This is a genomic window from Actinomadura soli, from assembly GCF_005889715.1.
Lineage (GTDB): Bacteria > Actinomycetota > Actinomycetes > Streptosporangiales > Streptosporangiaceae > Spirillospora > Spirillospora soli.
In genome coordinates this window covers 1-20181 of sequence record NZ_VCKW01000022.1, presented here as the reverse complement: position 1 = coordinate 20181, position 20181 = coordinate 1, and the positions used below count along the sequence as shown (strand labels likewise).

General features: G+C 73.4%; 17 protein-coding genes and 1 pseudogene. All 18 read left to right on the top strand.

What is annotated here, in order from left to right; all coding sequences use genetic code 11:
* The first annotated feature begins 89 nt into the window (after window positions 1-89).
* On the top strand, window positions 90-1082 hold the full coding sequence (rsmH, locus tag ETD83_RS06510; RefSeq protein ID WP_138644140.1) for a 16S rRNA (cytosine(1402)-N(4))-methyltransferase RsmH: 993 nt from the start codon (window positions 90-92) through the stop codon (window positions 1080-1082).
* Window positions 1079-1702: a hypothetical protein gene (locus ETD83_RS06505; protein ID WP_138644139.1), complete on the top strand. Its 624-nt coding sequence runs from the start codon at window positions 1079-1081 to the stop codon at window positions 1700-1702. Before rsmH ends, ETD83_RS06505 begins: the two co-directional genes overlap by 4 nt.
* Window positions 1699-3876, top strand: coding sequence for a peptidoglycan D,D-transpeptidase FtsI family protein (locus tag ETD83_RS06500; RefSeq protein ID WP_230420725.1), 2178 nt, complete (start codon window positions 1699-1701; stop codon window positions 3874-3876). The genes ETD83_RS06505 and ETD83_RS06500 overlap by 4 nt, the downstream gene beginning before the upstream one ends.
* A 102-nt stretch (window positions 3877-3978) precedes the next feature.
* The gene (locus ETD83_RS06495; protein WP_138644138.1) at window positions 3979-5514 is read left to right on the top strand and encodes a UDP-N-acetylmuramoyl-L-alanyl-D-glutamate--2,6-diaminopimelate ligase; all 1536 of its coding nucleotides are present in this window, start codon (window positions 3979-3981) and stop codon (window positions 5512-5514) included.
* Window positions 5511-6893: a UDP-N-acetylmuramoyl-tripeptide--D-alanyl-D-alanine ligase gene (locus ETD83_RS06490; RefSeq protein ID WP_138644137.1), complete on the top strand. Its 1383-nt coding sequence runs from the start codon at window positions 5511-5513 to the stop codon at window positions 6891-6893. The genes ETD83_RS06495 and ETD83_RS06490 overlap by 4 nt, the downstream gene beginning before the upstream one ends.
* A complete protein-coding gene (gene mraY, locus ETD83_RS06485; RefSeq protein WP_138644136.1) occupies window positions 6890-7951 on the top strand; it encodes a phospho-N-acetylmuramoyl-pentapeptide-transferase in 1062 nt (353 codons plus the stop codon). The genes ETD83_RS06490 and mraY overlap by 4 nt, the downstream gene beginning before the upstream one ends.
* The gene (gene murD, locus ETD83_RS06480; RefSeq protein WP_138644135.1) at window positions 7948-9396 is read left to right on the top strand and encodes a UDP-N-acetylmuramoyl-L-alanine--D-glutamate ligase; all 1449 of its coding nucleotides are present in this window, start codon (window positions 7948-7950) and stop codon (window positions 9394-9396) included. The genes mraY and murD overlap by 4 nt, the downstream gene beginning before the upstream one ends.
* Window positions 9397-9398: 2 nt before the next feature.
* Window positions 9399-10652, top strand: coding sequence for a putative lipid II flippase FtsW (ftsW, locus tag ETD83_RS06475; protein ID WP_138644134.1), 1254 nt, complete (start codon window positions 9399-9401; stop codon window positions 10650-10652).
* Between the two features lie 39 nt (window positions 10653-10691).
* Window positions 10692-11786, top strand: a complete 1095-nt coding sequence (murG, locus tag ETD83_RS06470; RefSeq protein WP_138644133.1) for an undecaprenyldiphospho-muramoylpentapeptide beta-N-acetylglucosaminyltransferase — start codon at window positions 10692-10694, stop codon at window positions 11784-11786.
* On the top strand, window positions 11783-13189 hold the full coding sequence (gene murC / locus ETD83_RS06465) for a UDP-N-acetylmuramate--L-alanine ligase (protein ID WP_138644132.1): 1407 nt from the start codon (window positions 11783-11785) through the stop codon (window positions 13187-13189). The genes murG and murC overlap by 4 nt, the downstream gene beginning before the upstream one ends.
* Window positions 13190-13263: 74 nt before the next feature.
* On the top strand, window positions 13264-14010 hold the full coding sequence (locus tag ETD83_RS06460) for a cell division protein FtsQ/DivIB (RefSeq protein ID WP_138644131.1): 747 nt from the start codon (window positions 13264-13266) through the stop codon (window positions 14008-14010).
* Window positions 14011-14442: 432 nt separating this feature from the next.
* Complete coding sequence (gene ftsZ / locus ETD83_RS06455) at window positions 14443-15945, top strand: cell division protein FtsZ (RefSeq protein WP_138644130.1); 1503 nt, start codon at window positions 14443-14445, stop codon at window positions 15943-15945.
* Window positions 15942-16670 (top strand): peptidoglycan editing factor PgeF, encoded by a 729-nt coding sequence (gene pgeF / locus ETD83_RS06450; protein WP_138644129.1) that lies wholly within the window; start codon window positions 15942-15944, stop codon window positions 16668-16670. Before ftsZ ends, pgeF begins: the two co-directional genes overlap by 4 nt.
* Window positions 16667-17386: a YggS family pyridoxal phosphate-dependent enzyme gene (locus tag ETD83_RS06445; RefSeq protein WP_205717519.1), complete on the top strand. Its 720-nt coding sequence runs from the start codon at window positions 16667-16669 to the stop codon at window positions 17384-17386. Before pgeF ends, ETD83_RS06445 begins: the two co-directional genes overlap by 4 nt.
* Before the next feature lie 102 nt (window positions 17387-17488).
* Window positions 17489-18025: a cell division protein SepF gene (locus ETD83_RS06440; protein ID WP_138644128.1), complete on the top strand. Its 537-nt coding sequence runs from the start codon at window positions 17489-17491 to the stop codon at window positions 18023-18025.
* 36 nt (window positions 18026-18061) lie between these two features.
* Window positions 18062-18346: a YggT family protein gene (locus ETD83_RS06435; protein ID WP_131963305.1), complete on the top strand. Its 285-nt coding sequence runs from the start codon at window positions 18062-18064 to the stop codon at window positions 18344-18346.
* A gap of 49 nt (window positions 18347-18395) precedes the next feature.
* Entirely contained in the window at window positions 18396-19313 is a 918-nt protein-coding gene (locus ETD83_RS06430; protein WP_138644127.1) for a DivIVA domain-containing protein, read from the top strand.
* A gap of 135 nt (window positions 19314-19448) precedes the next feature.
* Window positions 19449-20181: pseudogene (locus tag ETD83_RS06425) on the top strand (hypothetical protein); the annotation flags it as partial.

Here is a 20181-nt window from a genome sequence, read left to right as displayed (position 1 = left end):
CGAGGCCGTCGCCGGGGGCGGGGGCTGGAGGACGGCCGGCGACGCCACGCAGTCCGCGAGCGAAGTGGCAGCAGTACAGGGGGTGAACCATGGACGTGGGAGACCACGCGGCCAAGTCCGGTCACGTACCGGTCATGCTCGGTCGCGTCCTGGAGATCCTCGCCCCCGCGGTCACGTTCGCGGCGGACGACGCCACCGGACGCGACCCCGTCTACCTCGACGCCACGCTCGGCATGGGCGGCCACGCCGAGGCGATGCTGCGGGCCGTCCCGCGGCTCCGCCTCATCGGCCTCGACCGCGACGCCACCGCGCTGGAGCGCTCGGCGCGCAGGCTCGCCCCGTTCGGCGACCGCGTCACGCTGGAGCACGCCGTCTACGACGAGATCCCCGGTGTCCTGCGCCGGCTGCGCGTCCCCGCGGTGGACGCCGTCCTGTTCGACCTCGGCGTCTCCTCCCCGCAGCTCGACGAGGCCGACCGCGGCTTCGCCTACTCCTACGACGCGCCCCTCGACATGCGGATGGACCGCACCCAGCGCCTCACCGCCGCCGAGGTCGTCAACGGCTACCCGCCCGCCGAGCTCGCCCGCATCCTGCGCGAGTACGGCGAGGAGCGGTTCGCCCAGCGCATCGCCGCCGCGATCGTCCGCGAGCGCGAGCGCGCCCCGCTCGACTCCACCAGGCGGCTCGCCGACCTGGTGCGCACCTCCATCCCGGCCGCGACCCGCCGCACCGGCGGCAACCCGGCCAAGCGCACCTTCCAGGCGCTGCGCATCGAGGTGAACGGAGAACTCGACATCTGGCGGCGGGCCCTGCCCGCCGCACTCGACGCGCTCCCGGTCGGCGGCCGGGTCGCCGTCCTCAGCTACCACTCCCTGGAGGACCGCATCACCAAGCGGGTCCTCGCCGCCCAGGCGGCCGACACCACCCCGCCGGACCTGCCGGTCCCGCTGCCCGAACACGAGCCGAGGTTCCGGCTTCTAACACGCGGGGCGGAACTGCCGTCCGACGAGGAGACCACGACCAACCCACGGGCCGGATCGGTGCGGATGCGCGCCGCCGAGCGGGTCCGGGAGGCGACATGACCACGACCACCAGGCGGCCGCCCGCCAAGGCGCCCAAGAAGCCGCCCGCGCAGCGCACGCCGACCAGGCGTACGCCCGCGGCGGCCAAGACCGCTCCCACGACCGCTCCCAAGGTCGCTCCCAAGGCGGCGCCCGCCACCGCGGCGACCACCGCCAAGGCGAACAGTGCCAAGGCGACCAGTGCCAAGGCGGCCGCGAAGCGCACGGCGGCGCACTCGCCGCCGCGCGCTCCGTTCGTGCTGCTCATCGTCGGGCTGCTCGGCGGCGCCCTGGTGAGCCTGCTGCTGCTCAACACCGTCCTCGCGGAGGACGCGTTCACCCTGACGCGGCTGCAGCAGAGCAACAAGCAGCTCGACCAGCAGCGGCAGGCGCTCGAAGAGGACATCGCACGCGGCGACTCCCCGGCGCAGACGGCGAAGAAGGCGGAGGCGCTCGGCCTGAAGCAGGCCAAGGACCCGGCCTTCTTCTACCCCGGCACCGGGCGGGCGAGCGGCGGGACGATCCGTCCCGTGCCGCCCGAGGCCGCCGCGGCGGCGGGCGCCGCGGGCGTGATCGGCGTCCCCGGCACCGTGGTGCCCGGGGACGGCGTCCCGCCGGCCGCCGGGCAGGGCGCGCGGTGACGAAACGGCCGGGCCGCGGGACCGCCGGGCCTCCTCCCGGCCGGGGACGCGGCTCGGACGGCGCGGGACGGCCGGGGACGAAGGGCAGCGCCGCCCGCCGTCCCGCGCGCGGCGGCATGGGGCCCTCCCCGCGCAAGGAGACCCCGCGCACGAAGCCGCCGCGCAGGGAGGCGCCCCGCGACGACGCGGGGTCCGCCGGCACGCCCACCAAGAAGCCCGGCCCGAAGAAGCCGGCGCAGAAGCCCGCCCAGAAGGCGCCTCCGAAGCCCGCGCAGAAGAAGGCGCCGGCCAAGGCGCCGCCTGGGAAGAGCCGCGCGGGCGCGACGACGCAGAACGCCCACACCGCCAGGCCGCCCCGGACCGGCCCGCGCGGGCCGCGCCCCGGCGGCGGCTCAGGACGGCGCCCGCCGCCCCGCGGCCCCCGGACCCGCGTCCCGTTCCACCGGCGCGACCCCCTCAAGCGGCTGAACGTCGGGCTGCTCGTCGTCGCTTTCGTGCTGTCGCTGTTCGCCGGACGGCTCGTCCAGCTCCAGACGATCGAGTCCGGCAAGTACTCCGAGCAGGCGATGCGGCAGCGGCTGCAGAAGATCGAGCTGCCCGCCATCCGCGGCGACATCACCGACGCGCAGGGCCACCCGCTCGCCATGACCGTGGAGGCGCGGGCGATCTACGCCGACCCGTCCCTCATCAAGGCGGACAAGCGGCAGACCATCGTCAACGCGCTGGCCCCGACGCTCGGCCTGAACCCCTCGACGCTGATGAAGCAGCTCAGCAAGCCCGACACCCGGTTCGTGTACCTTGCGCACGGCGTCCGGCCCGACCAGGCCCGACTGATCACCTCGTGGAACTTCCTCGGAATCGGGACGCTCCCCGAATACCGCCGGGAGTACCCCAACGATTCGCTCGCCGCGGGCGTCATAGGCTTCGTGAACGACACGGGGAAGGGCGCCGCCGGGCTGGAGAGCTCCATGAACGGCGTGCTCGCCGGACGCGCGGGCTGGCAGCGGGTGGAGATCAGCCCCGAGGGCCAGCACATCCCCATGGGCGAGGACCAGCGGCGCCCGTCCGAGCCCGGCCGCGGCGTGCGCCTCACGCTGCGGCGCGACCTGCAGTTCAAGGCGCAGCAGGCGATCGAGAAGCAGGTCAGGGCGACGAAGGCGAAGAGCGGCAGCGTCATCGTCATGGACCCGCGCACCGGCAGGCTGCTCGCCATGGCCTCGGCGCCCGGGTTCGACCCGAACGAGTACGCGAAGTCCGACGGCGACCTGTGGGGCAGCCCGCTGGTGCAGGCGGCCTACGAGCCGGGCAGCACCGGCAAGGTCGTCACGGCCGCCGCCGTCATGGAGCACGGCGGCGTCACCCCGCACACCCCCTACACCGTCCCCGACACGATCAGGAAGTACGACATCGCGTTCAGGGACTCGCACCCCCACGCGACCGAGCGGCTCACCTTCGCCGGCGTCCTCGCCACGTCCAGCAACGTCGGCACCATCATGGCCAGCGAGAGCATCAGCTCGCAGCGGCTCTACCAGACGCTGCGCGACTTCGGGTTCGGGACGAAGACCGGCCTGCCGCTGCCCAGCGAGACGCCCGGCCTGCTGAAGCCGCCCGCCCAGTGGTCGGGCACCGACCGGTACCCGATCGCGTTCGGGCAGACGGTCTCGGTGAACGCGGTGCAGATGGCGAGCGTCTACGCGACCATCGCCAACGGCGGTGTGCGCGTCGAGCCCACCCTCGTCGAGGGCACCGTCGGCGACGACGACAAGTTCACGCCCGCGCGCGAGCCGCGGCGCAAGCAGGTGATCAGCGCGCGGACGGCCCGGCAGATCAGCGACATGCTGGAGGGCGTGACGACCAGGGAGGGGACGGCCCCGAGGGCGCAGATCGCGGGATACCGCGTCGCGGGCAAGACCGGCACCGCCGAGAACGTCAACCCGCGCACCGGCGGCTACGACGGCGGCGGCTACACCGCGTCGTTCGCGGGGTTCGCCCCGGCGGACGATCCGCAGCTCGTCGTGCAGGTCGTCCTGCAGGATCCGAAGCGGGGCAGCCACTATGGTGGCGATGCGGCCGCGCCGGTGTTCAAGGACGTGATGAGCTTCGCCCTGCAGTCCGAGAAGGTCCCGCCCACGGGGAGCCGCCCGCCGACCGTCCAGATTCACGCCCGAGACTGACCGCAGCGAGTACTCTCCTCGCCTGTGAGTCCACCACGACCCGTGCACCAGCAGTCCCGCACTGTCCGTACCGAAAGAAACGCCCGCACCGAAAGAAACGTCATGCGTCCCACCACCAATCCGGCCCGTCCGCTGAACGGGCTCGCGGCGCTTCTCGGGATCGAGCGCGGCGGCTGGGACCAGGTGTCGGCGACGGGCATCACGCACGATTCGCGGGCGGTGCTGCCCGGCGACGTCTACGCGGCCCTGCCGGGCGCGCGCGCCCACGGCGCGCAGTTCTCCGCGCAGGCGGCGGAAGCGGGTGCGGCGGCGATCCTCACCGACCCCGACGGCTACGACCAGGCGGCGGCGACGGGCCTGCCGGTGCTGGTGGTGGCGGACGTGCGCGCGCGGCTGGGCGACGCCGCGGCCTGGGTGTACGGGGAGCCGGGACGCGACATCACGACGATCGGCGTCACCGGGACGAGCGGCAAGACCACCACCGTCTTCCTGCTGGACGCGGGCCTGCGCGCCGCCGGGATCGAGACCGGCCTGGTCGGCGGGGTCGAGATCCGGGTCGGCGGCGACCGGGTGCCGAGCGCGCTGACCACCCCGGAGTCGACCGACCTGCACGCGCTGATGGCGATGATGCGCGAGCGCGGCGTCGGCGCCGCCGCGATGGAGGTGTCCAGCCACGCGCTGAAGCAGGGCCGGGTCGGCGGCATGACCTACGAGGTCGCGGTGTTCACGAACCTGTCCCAGGACCACCTGGACTACCACCCGTCCATGCAGGACTACTTCTTCACCAAGGCCCGGCTGTTCACGCCCGAGTACTCGCGCGTCGGCGTCGTCAACCTGGACGACCACCACGGCCGCGAGCTGCTGGAGATCGCCACGGTGCCGGTGACGACGTTCTCGGCGTCCGGCGACCCGGCGGCCGACTGGCGGGCCGAGAACGTGCGCGTCGGCGCGGACGGCAGCGTGTTCCGCGTCGTCGGGCCCGGCGGCATCGAGGCCGACGGCGAGGTCCGGCTGGCCGGGCCGTTCAACGTCGCGAACGCGCTCGCCGCGGTCGTCGCGCTGGTCGAGGCGGGCATCCCGCTGCAGGCGGCGGTGCGCGGGGTCGCGTCCCTGTCCGGCGTCCCCGGACGCCTGGAGCGGGTGGACGAGGGCCAGGAGTTCGTCACCCTCGTCGACTACTCCCACAAACCGGGCGCGGTCGAGGCCGTCCTGACCGCGCTGCGTCCCGTCACCGAGGGCGACCTCACGGTGGTGATCGGCTGCGGCGGCGACCGCGACCGCGGCAAGCGCCCGCTGATGGGGGAGGCCGCCGCCCGGCTGGCCGACACGGCGATCTTCACCGACGACAACCCGAGGTCGGAGGATCCGCTCGCGATCCTCGCCGCTATGGTCGAGGGCGGGCTCAAGGTGCCGCAGCCCGAGCGGGCGCACATCGTGGTGGAGCCGGACCGCGCCGCCGCGATCGCGCTGGCCGTGGCCCGGGCCCGCCGCGGCGACGTCCTCGTCATCGCGGGCAAGGGCCACGAGCAGGGGCAGAACGTGGCGGGAACGGTGCACCCGTTCGACGACCGGGAGGTCGTCCGGGAGGCGCTCCGGCGCCATACGAAGGTGACAAGAGGGGACGGGGCGCAGGCGTGATCCCACTTCCGCTGTCGACGATCGCGGAGATCACGGGAGGCACCCTCCACGGGCCTCCGGACGTCATGGTGAGCGGTCACGTGGTGATCGACTCGCGTGCCGTGGAGCCGGGGGCGCTGTTCGTGGCGCTCAAGGGCGAGCGCGCGGACGGGCACGACTTCGCGTCCGGGGCGTTCGCCGACGGGGCCGCCGCCGTGCTGGCGCAGCGTCCGGTGGGCGGGCCGTGCGTCGTCGCCGCCGACGTCCAGGACGCGCTCGGACGGCTCGCCAGGGGAGTGCTGGAGCGGCTGCCCGGCGCGACCGTCATCGCGGTGACCGGCTCGGCGGGCAAGACGTCCACCAAGGACCTCATCGGGCAGGTCGCGGGCCGCGCAGGCCCGACCGTGTTCCCGCCCGGGTCGTTCAACAACGAGCTCGGGCTGCCGCTCACCGTGCTGCGCGCCGACGATGCGACACGGCACCTCGTCCTGGAGATGGGCGCGCGCGGGATCGGCCACATCTCCTACCTGACCGGCATCGCCCGTCCGGACGTCGGGGTGGTGCTGAACGTCGGCACCGCGCACGTCGGGGAGTTCGGCGGCCGGGAGAACATCGCGCTGGCCAAGGGCGAGATCGTGGAGGCGGTGCCGCCGGGCGGGACCGCCGTCCTCAACGCCGACGACCCGCTGGTCGCCGCGATGGCGTCCCGCACGCGGGGCGAGGTCGTGACGTTCGGCCGGTCATCGGACGCCGTCGTCCGCGCCGAGGACGAGACGCTCGACGAGCAGGGCCGGGCACGGTTCACGCTCGTCACGCCGGAGGGGTCCGCGCCGGTCGCGCTGCGGCTCTTCGGCTCGCATGCCGTCCCGAACGCGCTGGCCGCCGCGGCGGCGGTGCGGGCGGCCGGGCTGGCGCCCGCCGACATCGCCGAGGGCCTCTCGCAGGCCGGGCCGGTCAGCCGGTGGCGGATGGAGGTCACCGAGCGGGCCGACGGCGTGACCGTGGTCAACGACGCCTACAACGCCAACCCCGACTCGACGCGCGCCGCGCTCGACGTCCTCGCGCACATGGCCCGCGGCCGCCGCGCGTTCGCGGTGCTGGGTGAAATGGCCGAACTCGGCGCATCGTCCGCCGCGGAACATGCCAAGATCGGGGAGCATGCCGCGCGGCGCGGGGTCGCCGGCCTCGTCGTCGTCGGCGCGAACGCGGCGGCGATCGCGGACGGGGCACGTCAGGTGAGGTCATGGACGGGAGAGTGCGTGCAGGTGGATGACGTCGGCGCGGCGGTGGCCGTGCTCACGGGGCGGCTCGGGCCGCGGGACGTCGTGCTGGTGAAGGGCTCTCGCGTCGCCGGGCTCGAACGGGTCGCCACGGCGGTCCTGGCGGAGGACGGCCGATGACCAACATCATCATCGCGGCCGGGGTCGCGCTGATCTTCGTGATGGTCGGCACGCCCGTGTGGATCCGGATCATGAACCGGCTCGGCTACGGCCAGATGATCCGGGACGACGGCCCGGAGGCGCACGCCAGCAAGCGCGGCACCCCCCAGATGGGCGGGACGGTCTTCATCGTCGGCTCGCTCGTCGGCTACGCCGCCGCGCACCTGGTCACCGGCACCGAGCCGACGATCTCCGGCATCCTCGTGCTGTTCCTGATGGCCGGCCTCGGCGCCGTCGGTTTCGTGGACGACTACATCAAGGTCTTCAAGCAGCGCAGCCTCGGCCTGCGCAGCGGCGCCAAGATGATCGGCATCGTGCTGGTCGGCGTCGTGTTCGCGGTCGGGTCCCTCAACTTCCCGAACGGCTACGACATCACCCCCGCCGCCCCCCACCTGTCCTTCCTGCGCGACTTCGGCCCGTCGATCGGCCCGTACCTGTTCGTGGTGTGGGCGCTGCTGCTCATCGCGGCCATGTCCAACGGCGTCAACCTGACCGACGGCCTCGACGGCCTCGCGGCGGGCCCGGCCGGGATGGTGCTGGCCGCCTACGTCATCATCGGGAACTGGCAGCTCCGCAACAGCTGCACCGACTTCGCCCTCGCCCCCAACTGCTACAGCGTCCGCGACCCCCTCGACCTCGCGGTCGTCGCCGCGGCCGTGCTCGGCGGCGTGTTCGGCTTCCTGTGGTGGAACGCGCCGCCCGCGAAGATCTTCATGGGCGACACCGGCTCGCTGGCCCTCGGCGGCGTCCTGGTCGGCCTCGCGATCCTCACCCGCACCCAGTTCCTGCTCGCCATCCTCTGCGGCCTGATCGTGATGATCACGCTGTCGGTGATCATCCAGGTCGGCGGGTTCAAGATGACCAAGAAGCGCGTGTTCAAGATGGCCCCGCTGCAGCACCACTTCGAGCTGTCCGGCTGGGCTGAGACGACGATCGTCGTGCGCTTCTGGCTGATGTCGGCGCTCTTCGTCGCGATCGGGATCGGCCTGTTCTATCTGGAATGGATGCCCAAGGAATGAGCGGAGCGAACCGGGGGGGCGACCGTCCCTGGGGCGGGCGGAGCGTTTGTGTCGCCGGGTTGGGCGTGTCGGGGCGTGCCGCCGCTCGCGTGCTCGCCTCCCACGGCGCCCGTGTCACCGTCGTGGACGCCCGCGACGGCGAGGAGCAGCGCGCGCACGCCGCCGAGCTGGAGGCGCGCGGGGTCGAGGTCAGGCTCGGCGACGGCGAGGCCCTGCCGGCCGGGACCGACCTCGTGGTGACCTCGCCGGGCTGGCGCCCGGACGTGCCGCTGCTCGCCGCGGCCGCCGCGTCCGGCATCGAGATCATCGGCGAGGTCGAGCTGGCGTGGCGGCTCCGGCCGGAGAACGCCGCGCCGTGGCTGGCCATCACCGGGACGGACGGCAAGACCACCGTCGTCCGGATGCTGACGTGCATGCTCACCGCCGCCGGACACAAGGCCCTCGCGGTGGGGAACGTGGGGACACCGATCGTGGAGGCCGTGTCGGAGCCGTACGACGTCCTCGCCGTGGAGCTGTCGAGCTATCAGCTCCACTGGTCGAGTTCCCTCGCGCCCTACGCGGCGGCGGTGCTGAACGTCGCGCCCGACCATCTCGACTGGCACGGCTCCATGGACGCCTACATCGCCGCCAAGGCCAAGATCTTCACGCCGGGGTGCGTCGCGGTCCACAACGCCGACGACGAGACGTCCACCGCCCTCGCCGAACGCGCCGAGGGCGTGCAGCGGCGGGTCGGGTTCACGCTCCGGGTGCCGCGTCCCGGCGAGCTCGGCGTCGTCGAGGAACTGCTGGTCGACCGCGCCTTCACCGAGCACGCGAGCCAGGCGGCGGAGCTGGCCGCGATCGGTGACGTCCACCCGTTCGCGCCGCACAACGTCGCCAACGCGCTGGCCGCCGCCGGGCTCGCCCGCGCGTACGGGGCGCCGCCCGAGGCCGTCCGGGACGGGCTGCGCGCGTTCGTGCCCGAGCCGCACCGCATCCAGCACGTCGCGGACGTCGCCGGCGTCACCTACGTCAACGACTCCAAGGCGACCCAGCCGCACGCCGCCGCCGCGTCGCTCACCGCCTACCAGCCCGTCGTGTGGATCGCGGGCGGCCTCCTCAAGGGCCTCGACGTCGACGACCTGGTCCGGTCGTGCGCCGGCAGGCTGCGCGGCGCCGTGCTGATCGGCCGCGACCGGCACCGGATCGCCGAGGCTCTCGCGCGACACGCCCCGGATGTCCCGGTCGTGGACGTCCCCGACACCGACACTGGGGCGATGGACCGCGTCGTCAACGAAGCCGCCTCCCTCGCCCGCCCCGGGGACACCGTGCTGCTCGCCCCCGTCGGGGCGTCCTTCGACATGTTCGCCAACTACCCGGCCCGCGGCGACGCCTTCATCGCCGCCGTCGAGCGCCTCGCCGCCGGGCACCCCGGCGGCGAGGGCGCCGCCGGGAACGCCGGGTAGCCGTGACCGCCGCGGCCGAGGAGGAGGGCGGGCGGCGTTCGGGGCCGCGGGAGCAGGTGGTCGCCGCCGTCGGGCTGCTCGACCGTCCCCTCACCTCCTACTACCTGGTGCTGGGCTGCTCGGTGATGCTGCTCGCGCTCGGGCTGACGATGGTGCTGTCGGCGTCCAGCGTCAAGCAGCTCCAGGCGACCGGGTCCGCCTACACGCTGTTCCAGAAGCAGGCCATGTGGATGGCGATCGGGCTGCCCGGCATGTGGCTGGCGTCCCGCCTGCCGGTGAAGACGTTCCGGGCGCTCGCCTACCCGCTGCTGCTGCTGTCGGTCGTCGCGCTGGCGATGGTCCTGGTCCCGGGGCTCGGACGCAGCGCGGGCGGCGCCACCCGCTGGGTCGCCCTCGGGCCGCTGCAGATCCAGCCGTCCGAGCTCGCCAAGCTCGCGCTCGTGCTGTGGGGCGCCGACCTGCTGGCCCGCAAGGACCGGCTCGGCCAGCTCACCGAGTGGCGGCCGCTGCTCGTCCCGCTGATGCCGGGCGCCGGGCTCCTCGTCCTGCTGGTCATGCTGGGCAGCGACCTCGGTACCACGCTGGTGCTCCTCACCATCTTCCTGGCGCTGCTGTGGGTCGTCGGCGCCCCCGGGCGGCTGTTCGTCGGCATCGCCGGGCTCGTGTGCCTGCTGGTGTCGATCCTCATCGTCGTCGAGCCGTACCGGATGCAGCGCCTCACCGGGTTCCTCGACCCGTCCGGGAACCAGCTGACGACCAACTACCAGGGCACGCAGGGGCTGTTCGCGGTCGCGTCCGGCGGCCTGTTCGGCACGGGCCTCGGCGAGGGCCGCGCCAAATGGGACTACCTGCCCCACGCCGAGACCGACTTCATCTTCGCGATCGTGGGGGAGGAGTTCGGGCTCGTCGGCACCCTCGTCGTCCTCGGGCTGTTCGGCCTGCTCGCCTACGCGGGCCTGCGGATCGCCCGGCGGGTGAACGACCCGTTCACCCGGCTCGCCGCCGCCGGGGCCACGGCGTGGCTCGTCGTGCAGGCCATCGTGAACATCGGCGCCGTCATCGGCGTCCTGCCCATCACCGGGATCCCGCTGCCGCTGGTCTCCTACGGCGGTTCGGCGCTCATCCCGAGCCTGTTCGCGCTCGGGATGCTGCTCGCCTTCGCCAAACGCGAGCCCGGTGCGCGGCAAGCACTCTCCGCACGGGGCCCCGGACCGGTCGTGAGGGCTCTAAGCTGGCTGGGTCTGGCACGGCGTTGAATTCCCCCTTCCGAACATGCTGAGGAGTTGTCAACGAGCATGAGGGTTGTCCTGGCCGGCGGCGGCACCGCCGGACACATCGAGCCCGCCCTGGCTCTCGCGGACGCGCTGCGCCGGGGCGACCCGAACGTCGGGATCGTCTGCCTCGGGACCGAGCGGGGTCTGGAGACCCGGCTCGTTCCGCAGCGGGGCTACGAGCTCGCCCTGATCCCCCCGGTGCCGCTGCCCCGCACGCTGACCCCGCGGCTGCTGACGGTCCCCGGCCGGCTGCGCGGCGCGATCAACGCGGCGGCGGCCGTCCTCGACCAGGCGCAGGCCGACATCCTGGTCGGGTTCGGCGGCTACGTCGCGACCCCCGGCTACCTGGCCGCGCGCAAGCGCAAGGTCCCGATCATCGTCCACGAGGCCAACCCCAAGCCCGGCCTCGCCAACAAGCTCGGCGCCCGCTTCACCGAGCACGTCGCCGTCTCGCACGCCGACTCGCCGCTGCCGAACCCGACGTTCGTCGGCATCCCGCTGCGCCGCGAGATCGCCACGCTCGACCGGCTCGCGACCGGCGACAAGGCCCGCTCCTACTTCGGCCTCCTGCCCGACCTGCCCACCCTGCTGATCTTCGGCGGGTCGCAGGGTGCCCGGTCGCTCAACCAGGCCGCCGTCGCCGCCGCGCCGTACTTCCGGCAGGCGGGCATCCAGGTGCTGCACATCGTCGGGCCGAAGAACACCGAGGAGCCCGAGCCCTCGTCCGGCGGCCCGCAGTACGTCACGATCCCCTACTGCGACCGGATGGACCTCGCCTACGCCGCCGCCGACATGGCCATGTGCCGCGCCGGCGCGATGACGTGCGCGGAGCTGGCCGCGGTCGCGCTGCCCGCGGTGTACGTGCCGCTGCCGATCGGCAACGGCGAGCAGCGGCTGAACGCCGAGCCGATCGTCGCGGCGGGCGGCGGGCTGCTCGTCGACAACGCCGAGCTGTCGCCCGACTGGATCGCGCGGCACCTGCTGCCGGTGCTGGCCGACCCGGCCCGCGTCGCGCACATGTCGGAGGCCGCCGGGAAGATGGGACGCCGGGACGCCGACGTCGCGCTCGCGAAGATGGTGTACGACGTCGTCCACTCGGCGGGCGCCGGCCGATGAGCCCGATCGATCCTCGCGGCGACGTGCCCGCCGGCGACCTCGGCCGGGTCCACTTCATCGCGATCGGGGGCGCGGGGATGTCCGGCATCGCCCGCATCATGCTGCGGCGCGGCCTCGCCGTGTCCGGCAGCGACGCGCGCGACTCCGAGCTGCTCACCCAGCTCGGCGACCTCGGCGCGAAGGTCTTCGTCGGGCACGACGCCGCGCACGTCGGCGACGCCGACACCGTGGTGATCTCCACCGCGATCCGCGAGACCAACCCGGAGCTGGCCGCCGCCCGCGAGCGGGGCCTGCGCGTCCTGCACCGGTCGGAGGCGCTGGCCGCGCTGATGACCGGACGGCGCGCGGTCGCGGTGGCGGGCACCCACGGCAAGACGACGACGACCTCGATGCTCACCGTCGCGCTGCAGCACGCGGGCGCCGACCCGTCCTACTGCATCGGCGGGCAGCTCGTCACCACCGGTCTCGGCGCCGACGAGGGCACCGGCGACGTCTTCGTCGCGGAGGCCGACGAGAGCGACGGCTCCTTCCTGCGCTACACCCCGCACATCGCGGTCGTGACCAATGTGGAGGCCGACCACCTCGACAACTACGGCGCGTTCGAGAAGGTCAAGGAGAACTTCGCCGCGTTCGCCGGACGCATCGTGCCGGACGGGGCGCTGGTCGCCGGCACCGACGACCCCGTCGCCCGCGAGCTGGCCGCCGCCGCCCGCGAGCGCGGCCTGAACGTGGTCACCTACGGCCAGGCCGTCGACGCCGACCTGCGCATCACCGGCTTCACCCCCCGGGGCCTCGGCTCCACCTTCGAGATCGAGGGGCTCGGCGAGGTGCGCCTTGAGGTGCCCGGACGGCACTACGCGCACAACGCCACCGCGGCCATCGCGGTCGCGCGGCTCCTCGGCCACGGCTTCGACGTGGTGCGCGAGGGGCTCGCGTCGTTCACCGGGTCGATGCGGCGGCTCGAGCGCAAGGGCGAGGCGGGCGGCGTCGAGGTGTTCGACAGCTACGCCCACCACCCGACGGAGCTGACCGCCGACCTGGAGGCCACCCGCGACTACCTCGGCCAGAAGGGCGAGGGCGGGCGGATCGTCGCGGTGTTCCAGCCGCACCTGTACAGCCGCACCCGGTTCTTCGCCACCGAGTTCGGCGCGGCGCTCGGCCTCGCCGACGTCGCCGTCGTCCTCGACGTCTACGGCGCGCGCGAAGACCCGGAGCCCGGTGTGACGGGCGCGCTGGTCGCCGACGCCGTCCCGGCCGGGACCCGGTCGGTGTACGCGCCCGTCCGGGACGAGGTGCCCGGCGTCGCGGCGTCCCTCGCCCGGCCCGGCGACGTCGTCATCACCCTCGGCGCCGGGGACGTGACGCAGCTCGGCCCGCTCGTCCTGGAACGCCTCGCGCGCTAGCGGACGGGCCGCGGTGACACGCCGCCGTGCGCGGGATCGGCGGCGGACGGGCGGATCACTGCCAAGCTGAGGCCATGACCGAGACGGGGGCGAGACGGCCCGCGACGGCGGACGCGGACCCGGCGGCGGATCAGCGCGCCCGGCCGAACCGGTGGAAGGCGGTCTTCGTCACCCTGCTGGTGCTCGGCGCGCTCGGCGCGGTGACCTGGGTGCTGCTCGGCTCGCGGCTGCTGGTCGTGCGGCACGTCGAGGTGACGGGCACCGGCCTGGCGCCCAGCGAGCGTGTCGTCGCGGCCGCCGGGATCGATCTCGGCACGCCGATGGCGCGGCTCGGCACCGGCGCGATCGGGGACCGGGTCGAACGGCTCAGGGAGGTCGAGTCCGCCGACGTCGAGCGGCACTGGCCGGGCACGGTCCGCATCGTCGTCCGCGAACGGGTGCCCATGGCCGTCTTCGAGCGCGGCGGGCGTTTCCACCGGATCGACCGGCACGGCGTCGTCGTGGCGGACGGAGTCTCCCGCCCGTCCGGGCTCCCGACGCTGACGGTCGCCTCGCCGGGGCCGTCCGACAAGGCGACCCTCGCGGCGCTCGCCGTCCTGTCCGACCTGCCGGACCGCGTGCGCGGGAAGCTGACCGAGGTCGCGGCCACCGAGCCCGACGCGGTCACGCTCCACATGAGCGGCGGGCAATCGGTGGAGTGGGGCGCGGCAGAACGGGCAGAAGAGAAGCTCCGGCTTCTGGACGCGCTGTGGCGCACGGCGGCGGGACGCTCCGTCCGCACCGTCGACGTCAGCTCGCCCGAGATCCTCAAGACGAAGTGACCCGGGATCCGGACGATGTGAGCGGCCGTTCGGGTCCGGTGCGTGTGTCGCGGCGATTCCCGCCGTCCGATGGGGCACGCTGGAACGGTCGTCCCGGACGGACCGGGTCGGCGGGCACCGACCGATGGGACTCCCGATGGGCCTGAACAGAGGCAGATGTCCTTCGTCAACCTGGACAAACGCGTGCCCAGTGCGACACGCCGGGAGGTTAGTTGACCCTGGCGGTAAGGCCGCCCTACTGTCCGTATCAGTCCTCAGGTTGACATAAGTGTAAGCCTCAAGTTGAGGGTGAGGGTTCGGGTGGACCGGTCGTCGCGACCGGATTGCGCCCGGTGCCCGGCCCAGAAGTGCACCAAAGGATCAGGAAATACCGCGGCGGCACGGTCGGCAGACCGGTCAGGGCGGTCGGAGAGAGCGGAAAGGCCCCTCGTCGTGGCAGCACCGCAGAACTACCTCGCGGTCATCAAGGTCGTCGGCATCGGCGGCGGCGGCGTCAACGCCGTCAACCGGATGATCGAAGAGGGACTCAAGGGCGTCGAGTTCATCGCGATCAACACGGACGCCCAGGCGCTGCTGATGAGTGACGCCGACGTGAAACTGGACGTGGGCCGCGAGCTCACCCGGGGCCTCGGCGCCGGCGCCAACCCCGACGTCGGCCGCAAGGCCGCCGAAGACCACCGCGAGGAGATCGAAGAGGTCCTCAAGGGCGCCGACATGGTGTTCGTCACCGCCGGGGAGGGCGGCGGCACCGGCACCGGCGGCGCGCCCGTGGTCGCCAACATCGCGCGCTCGCTCGGCGCCCTGACGATCGGGGTGGTCACCCGCCCGTTCAGCTTCGAGGGCAAGCGCCGCGCCATGCAGGCCGAGGCCGGCATCGAGACGCTGCGCGACGAGGTCGACACCCTCATCGTCATCCCGAACGACCGGCTGCTGTCCATCTCCGACCGGCAGGTCAGCGTGCTGGACGCGTTCAAGGCCGCCGACCAGGTGCTCCTGTCCGGTGTCCAGGGCATCACCGACCTGATCACCACGCCGGGCCTCATCAACCTCGACTTCGCCGACGTCAAGTCCGTCATGTCCGGCGCCGGATCGGCGCTGATGGGCATCGGCTCGGCGCGCGGCGACGACCGCTCGGTCGCCGCGGCCGAGATGGCGATCTCCAGCCCGTTGCTGGAGGCCAGCATCGACGGCGCCCACGGCGTGCTGCTGTCCATCTCCGGCGGCTCCGACCTCGGCCTGTTCGAGATCAACGAGGCGGCGCAGCTGGTGTCCAACGCCGCCGCGACCGACGCCAACATCATCTTCGGCGCGGTCATCGACGACGCCCTCGGCGACGAGGTCCGGGTCACGGTGATCGCGGCCGGGTTCGACGAGGGACGCCCCGCCAAGCCGAGCACGGAGCCGGAGACCAAGCGGCTGCCCCCGCCGCCGCGTCCGGCGCCGACGCCCGTGTCCACCCCGGCCACGCCGACCGCGCCGCAGGCCAACCCGATCCCGAGCCGCGTCGGCCGGTCCGACGCCGCGCACCAGCCCGCGCCGCGTCCGCAGCAGTCGGTGGCGCAGGCCGCCGCGGCGCCGCAGCCCTCCGCCCAGGCGCCGCCGCAGCGGCCCGAGCACGACCGTTCGCAGGCGCCCGCGCAGGCACAGCAGGCGCCCGCACAGGACGACCGGTCCGCCGGGCGCGACGAGCCCGCGCGCCAGGAGCACACGCCGTCCACGCAGACCGGGCCGTCCGCCGACCGTGATCCCGGCGCCTCCGGCACCGACTCCAGCGGTTCGCGCACACCCGCGCCGCGCGCGGCGTCCGAGCAGACCCCGTCGCGCGTCCACGCGGGCGAGACCGACGGCGGCAGCGCCGCCGCGTCCGGGCAGCGCCGCCGCCCCGTGGTGTTCGACGAGGACGACGACCTCGACGTCCCCGACTTCCTGAAGTGATCACCGCCGTCGCCCTGGGCGACGGCGTCGGCGCCGCCTTCACCGGCCGCGCCGGCGGCGTGAGCACCGCCCCCCTCGACTCCCTCAACCTGGGCGGCGCGGTCGGCGACGACCCCGCCGCCGTCCTGGACAACCGGCGCCGCGCCGCCGCCGCACTCGGCCTCGACCCCGCGCGCACCGTCTGGATGCGGCAGGTGCACGGCGCCGACGTCGCGTTCGTCACGACCCCCGACCTCCCCGGCCCGGTCGACGCGATCGTCACGACCGTCCCCGGCCTCGCCCTCGGCGTCCTCGTCGCCGACTGCGCGCCCGTCCTGCTCGCCGACCCCGCCGCCGGGATCGTCGGCGCCGCCCACTCCGGCCGGCCCGGCACCGCCGCCGGGGTCGTCCCGGCCCTGCTGAAGTCGATGTGCGAGCGCGGCGCCGACCCGGCGCGGATGACCGCCGCGATCGGCCCCGCCGCGTGCGGCCGCTGCTACGAGGTCCCGGCGGAGATGCGGGACGAGGTCGCCGCCGCCGTTCCCGCCGCGTACGCGACGACGTCCAAGGGCACGCCCGGCCTCGACATCCGCGCGGGCATCGCCGAGCAGCTCGCCGGGGGCGGTGTCACCGGCGTGCAGATTGACCCGCGCTGCACCATCGAGGACCCGGGCCTCTTCTCCTACCGCCGCGACGGCCGCACCGGCCGGTTCGCCGGATACGTCTGGCTCAAGGAAGACGCGTGACCCGCGAGGAGCACCCGGCGGCCGGGAGGCGCGCCGAGATCGCCGAGGGCATCGCCGCCGTCCGCGCCCGCATCGCCGCCGCCTGCGCCGCCGCCGGACGGGATGAAGGCGAGCTCACCCTGATCGCCGTGACGAAGACGTTCCCCGCGTCCGACGTGCGGCTGCTGGCCGGGCTCGGCCTCACCGACGTCGGCGAGAACCGCGACCAGGAGGCCCGCCCGAAGGCCGCCGACTGCGCCGACCTCCCGCTCACCTGGCATTTCGTCGGACGCCTGCAGACCAACAAGGCGCGGGCCGTCGCGGGCTACGCCGGGGTCGTCCACTCGGTGGACCGGCCCAGGCTGGTGTCGGCGCTGTCGGACGCCGCCGTCCGCGCGGAGCGCACGCTGCGCTGCCTCGTCCAGGTCTCGCTGGACGAGGCGGAGGGGCGGGGCGGCGCGTCCCCGCGCGACGTGCCGCGCATCGCCGACGAGATCGCCGCGGCCTCCGGGCTGGAGCTCGGCGGCGTGATGGCCGTCGCGCCGCTCGGCGCCGACCCTGCGCCCGCTTTCACCCGGCTTGCCGGAATCGCGGCGGAACTGCGAGGGAACCATCCGGACGCCCGGATCGTCTCTGCGGGTATGAGCGGCGATCTGGAACAGGCGATCGCGTGCGGCGCGACACACCTGCGGGTCGGTACGGCGTTGCTCGGCGGCCGACGGGCAATCGTCAGGTAATGTCCCCCCAGTGGTGCCCGCCGCAACGCGGGCTGCCACGAAGGATCAGTCCACTGCGGCGCCGGACGCGCCCGGAGCCGCCCACAGGACACGGAGGGGCATATGGCCAGCGCGATGCGCAAGATGGCGGTCTACCTCGGCCTTGTGGAGGACGATCGCTACGACGACAAGTACGGCGAGTACGACGAGTACGACGCCTACGACGAGGACACCGACACCGGGCAGGGCCGTCGTCGCGAGGACGAATCCGGCGGACAGCTTACCCGAGCCGAGGACGGCGCGGACCGGGAACGCGACCATCACGCCACGTCCACCATCGAGCGACGCTCCGTGGCGCTCTACGAGTCCGGTACCACCGACCTTGCGCGTATCACTACGCTGCACCCAAGGACCTACAACGAGGCAAGGACCATCGGGGAGCACTTCCGGGAGGGCACACCGGTCATCATGAACCTGACCGAGATGGTCGACAGCGACGCAAAGCGTCTGGTCGACTTCGCGGCAGGTCTGGTGTTCGGCCTCCATGGGAGCATCGAGCGTGTTACGAACAAGGTGTTCCTGCTGTCGCCCGCCAACGTGGAGGTGACGGCCGAGGACAAGGCCCGGATGGCAGAACGAGGGTTCTTCAACCAGAGCTGAGAGTCACATGCGTGAGAGTCGGATGCGAGAGTACCCGTGAGCGTCGTCGGAACCGTGCTGCAGGTCGTCCTGTACTTCTTCCTCCTGTTCCTGATCGGGAGGTTGATCCTGGAGGTCCTGCAGTCGTTCGCCCGGCAGTGGAAGCCGACCGGGGTGGTTCTGGTGATCGCAGAGGCGACGTACACCGTCACCGATCCGCCACTGAAATTCCTGAGGCGCTTCATCCCGCCCATACGACTGGGTAACGTGGCGCTGGACCTCAGCTTCACCGTGCTCATCCTTGTGGTCTGGGTCTTGATCATCTTCGTGCAGAGGCTCTGATCGGATACCGTCCTTTTGGACAGACTCCAAGCGCGCCAAGGAGACGAACATGCCGCTGACACCCGCCGACGTGCGGAACAAGCAGTTCAGTACCACCAGGCTGAGGCCGGGGTACGACGAGGAGGAGGTGGACGCCTTCCTCGACGAGGTCGAGGCCGAGCTGGACCGCCTCATCCAGGAGAACGAGGAACTGCGGGCCAAGCTCGCCGAGTGCCTGCGTGGCAAGGTTCCCGCCATGGCCGCCCCCATCGTGGAACCCAAGCCGGACGTTCAGAAGATCCCCGAGCCTCCCCGCCCCGAGCCGCAGCCGCAGCCCGAGCCGGAGCCCGTCCTCGGCGGCCTCGGCATGTCCGCGGCCCCCACCGGCGAGGACAACATGGACACCGCCGCCCGCGTGCTCGCGCTCGCGCAGCAGACCGCCGACCAGGCGATCGCCGACGCCCGCCGCGAGGCCGACGAGACGCTCGGCCGCGCCCGCCGCGAGGCCGAGGAGATCCTCGGCAAGGCCCGCCGGCAGGCCGACCAGATCGTCAGCGAGGCCCGCTCGCGCGCCGAGGCCCTCGACCGCGACGCCCAGGAGCGGCACCGCCAGGTCATGGGCTCGCTCGTGCAGCAGCGCGAGGAGCTCGAACGCGAGGTCGACAACCTGCGCGCCTTCGAGCGCGAGTACCGCAGCCGCCTGAAGGTCTACCTGGAGGGTCAGCTGCGCGACCTGGAGGCCGGCAGCACCGAGACGGGCGCGTTCGCCGCCGTCCCGGGTGCCGCCCCCGCGCAGTCGCAGCAGAACACCCCCCAGACCGGCCCGCAGAACGCCCTCCCGCACGGTGAGAACCGCAACGGCACCCCCGGCGGCTCCGCCCCCGCGGGCCCGTTCCCGACGGCCGCCGAGCACGCCCAGCAGGTGCAGCACTCCGCGACCGGCGCGTTCCACTCGGGCGGCGACAACCCGCCGCACGACAGGCGCTGACGCGGACGCCGGGCGATAGTGTCTTCCCGATCGCCGCGCCGAGGACGGCAGTGCCGCCGTCCCGGCGGCGCGGGAGTCCGGCCGGGGTTGAGGCCGGCGGGAAGACGAGCGGTCTGAACGAGTGGGAGTGACCCTGTGATCATCCTGAGTGGCGTTCTCGTGGTGGTGGCGATCGCCCTGCTGGTAGCGGGGATCGTCGCCGGCAACGGGGACAGCGCCGAGGTCTTCAACCTGGAGGCCCTGACGGTGATCTACATCTCGATCGCCGTCAGCATCGTCTCCGCGCTGTGCCTGGCCATCGGGGTTTTCCTGCGCCGTAAGGAGCTCTTCGGACCGGGCTCCGCGACGGCGCCCGCCCGCCAGGGCCGGAAGGTGAAGCAGGCCAAGCAGGGCAAGCGCGCGAAGGCGGCGCCGCCCATGCCGCCCGCACCGGTCAGGGGGGCCGTTCCCGAGGCCAAGCCCCCGGCGGCGAGCCCGGCCGACGACGAGGTGGCGATTCCCGCCCCGCCGGCCGATGTTCCCGGCGACGCGCTGGTCTTCGTCGTCCGCGGACGCAAGCGCTACCACCTCGACACCTGCCGCCAGCTCGCGGGACGCGAGACAGAGGAGCTCACCTACGCCGAGGCCAAGGAGGAGGGGTTCAGCCCCTGTACCGCCTGCATGCCCGACACCGCACTGGCGGCGCGCGCCGCGGCGTCGGGACCCGCGTCCCCGGACGCGAGCAAGGCGGCAGGGGCATCCCCTCCTCCGAAGCCCGGCGCTGAGCGCACCGAAAGCGGCCTGGCCGGTCTCGCCAAGCCCGCGCCGTCCAAACCGGCGCCCGCCCCGCAGTCCGCGCCGACGTCGTTCGACAAGACCGCCGAGATCC

Excerpts from the sequence above, each read along its gene's own strand:
- rsmH (WP_138644140.1), top strand. The coding sequence starts at position 90 with ATGGACGTGGGAGACCACGCGGCCAAGTCCGGTCACGTACCGGTCATG.
- ETD83_RS06505 (WP_138644139.1), top strand. The coding sequence starts at position 1,079 with ATGACCACGACCACCAGGCGGCCGCCCGCCAAGGCGCCCAAGAAGCCG.
- ETD83_RS06495 (WP_138644138.1), top strand. The coding sequence starts at position 3,979 with ATGCGTCCCACCACCAATCCGGCCCGTCCGCTGAACGGGCTCGCGGCG.
- mraY (WP_138644136.1), top strand. The coding sequence starts at position 6,890 with ATGACCAACATCATCATCGCGGCCGGGGTCGCGCTGATCTTCGTGATG.
- murD (WP_138644135.1), top strand. The coding sequence starts at position 7,948 with ATGAGCGGAGCGAACCGGGGGGGCGACCGTCCCTGGGGCGGGCGGAGC.
- murG (WP_138644133.1), top strand. The coding sequence starts at position 10,692 with ATGAGGGTTGTCCTGGCCGGCGGCGGCACCGCCGGACACATCGAGCCC.
- murC (WP_138644132.1), top strand. The coding sequence starts at position 11,783 with ATGAGCCCGATCGATCCTCGCGGCGACGTGCCCGCCGGCGACCTCGGC.
- ETD83_RS06460 (WP_138644131.1), top strand. The coding sequence starts at position 13,264 with ATGACCGAGACGGGGGCGAGACGGCCCGCGACGGCGGACGCGGACCCG.
- ETD83_RS06440 (WP_138644128.1), top strand. The coding sequence starts at position 17,489 with ATGGCCAGCGCGATGCGCAAGATGGCGGTCTACCTCGGCCTTGTGGAG.
- ETD83_RS06430 (WP_138644127.1), top strand. The coding sequence starts at position 18,396 with ATGCCGCTGACACCCGCCGACGTGCGGAACAAGCAGTTCAGTACCACC.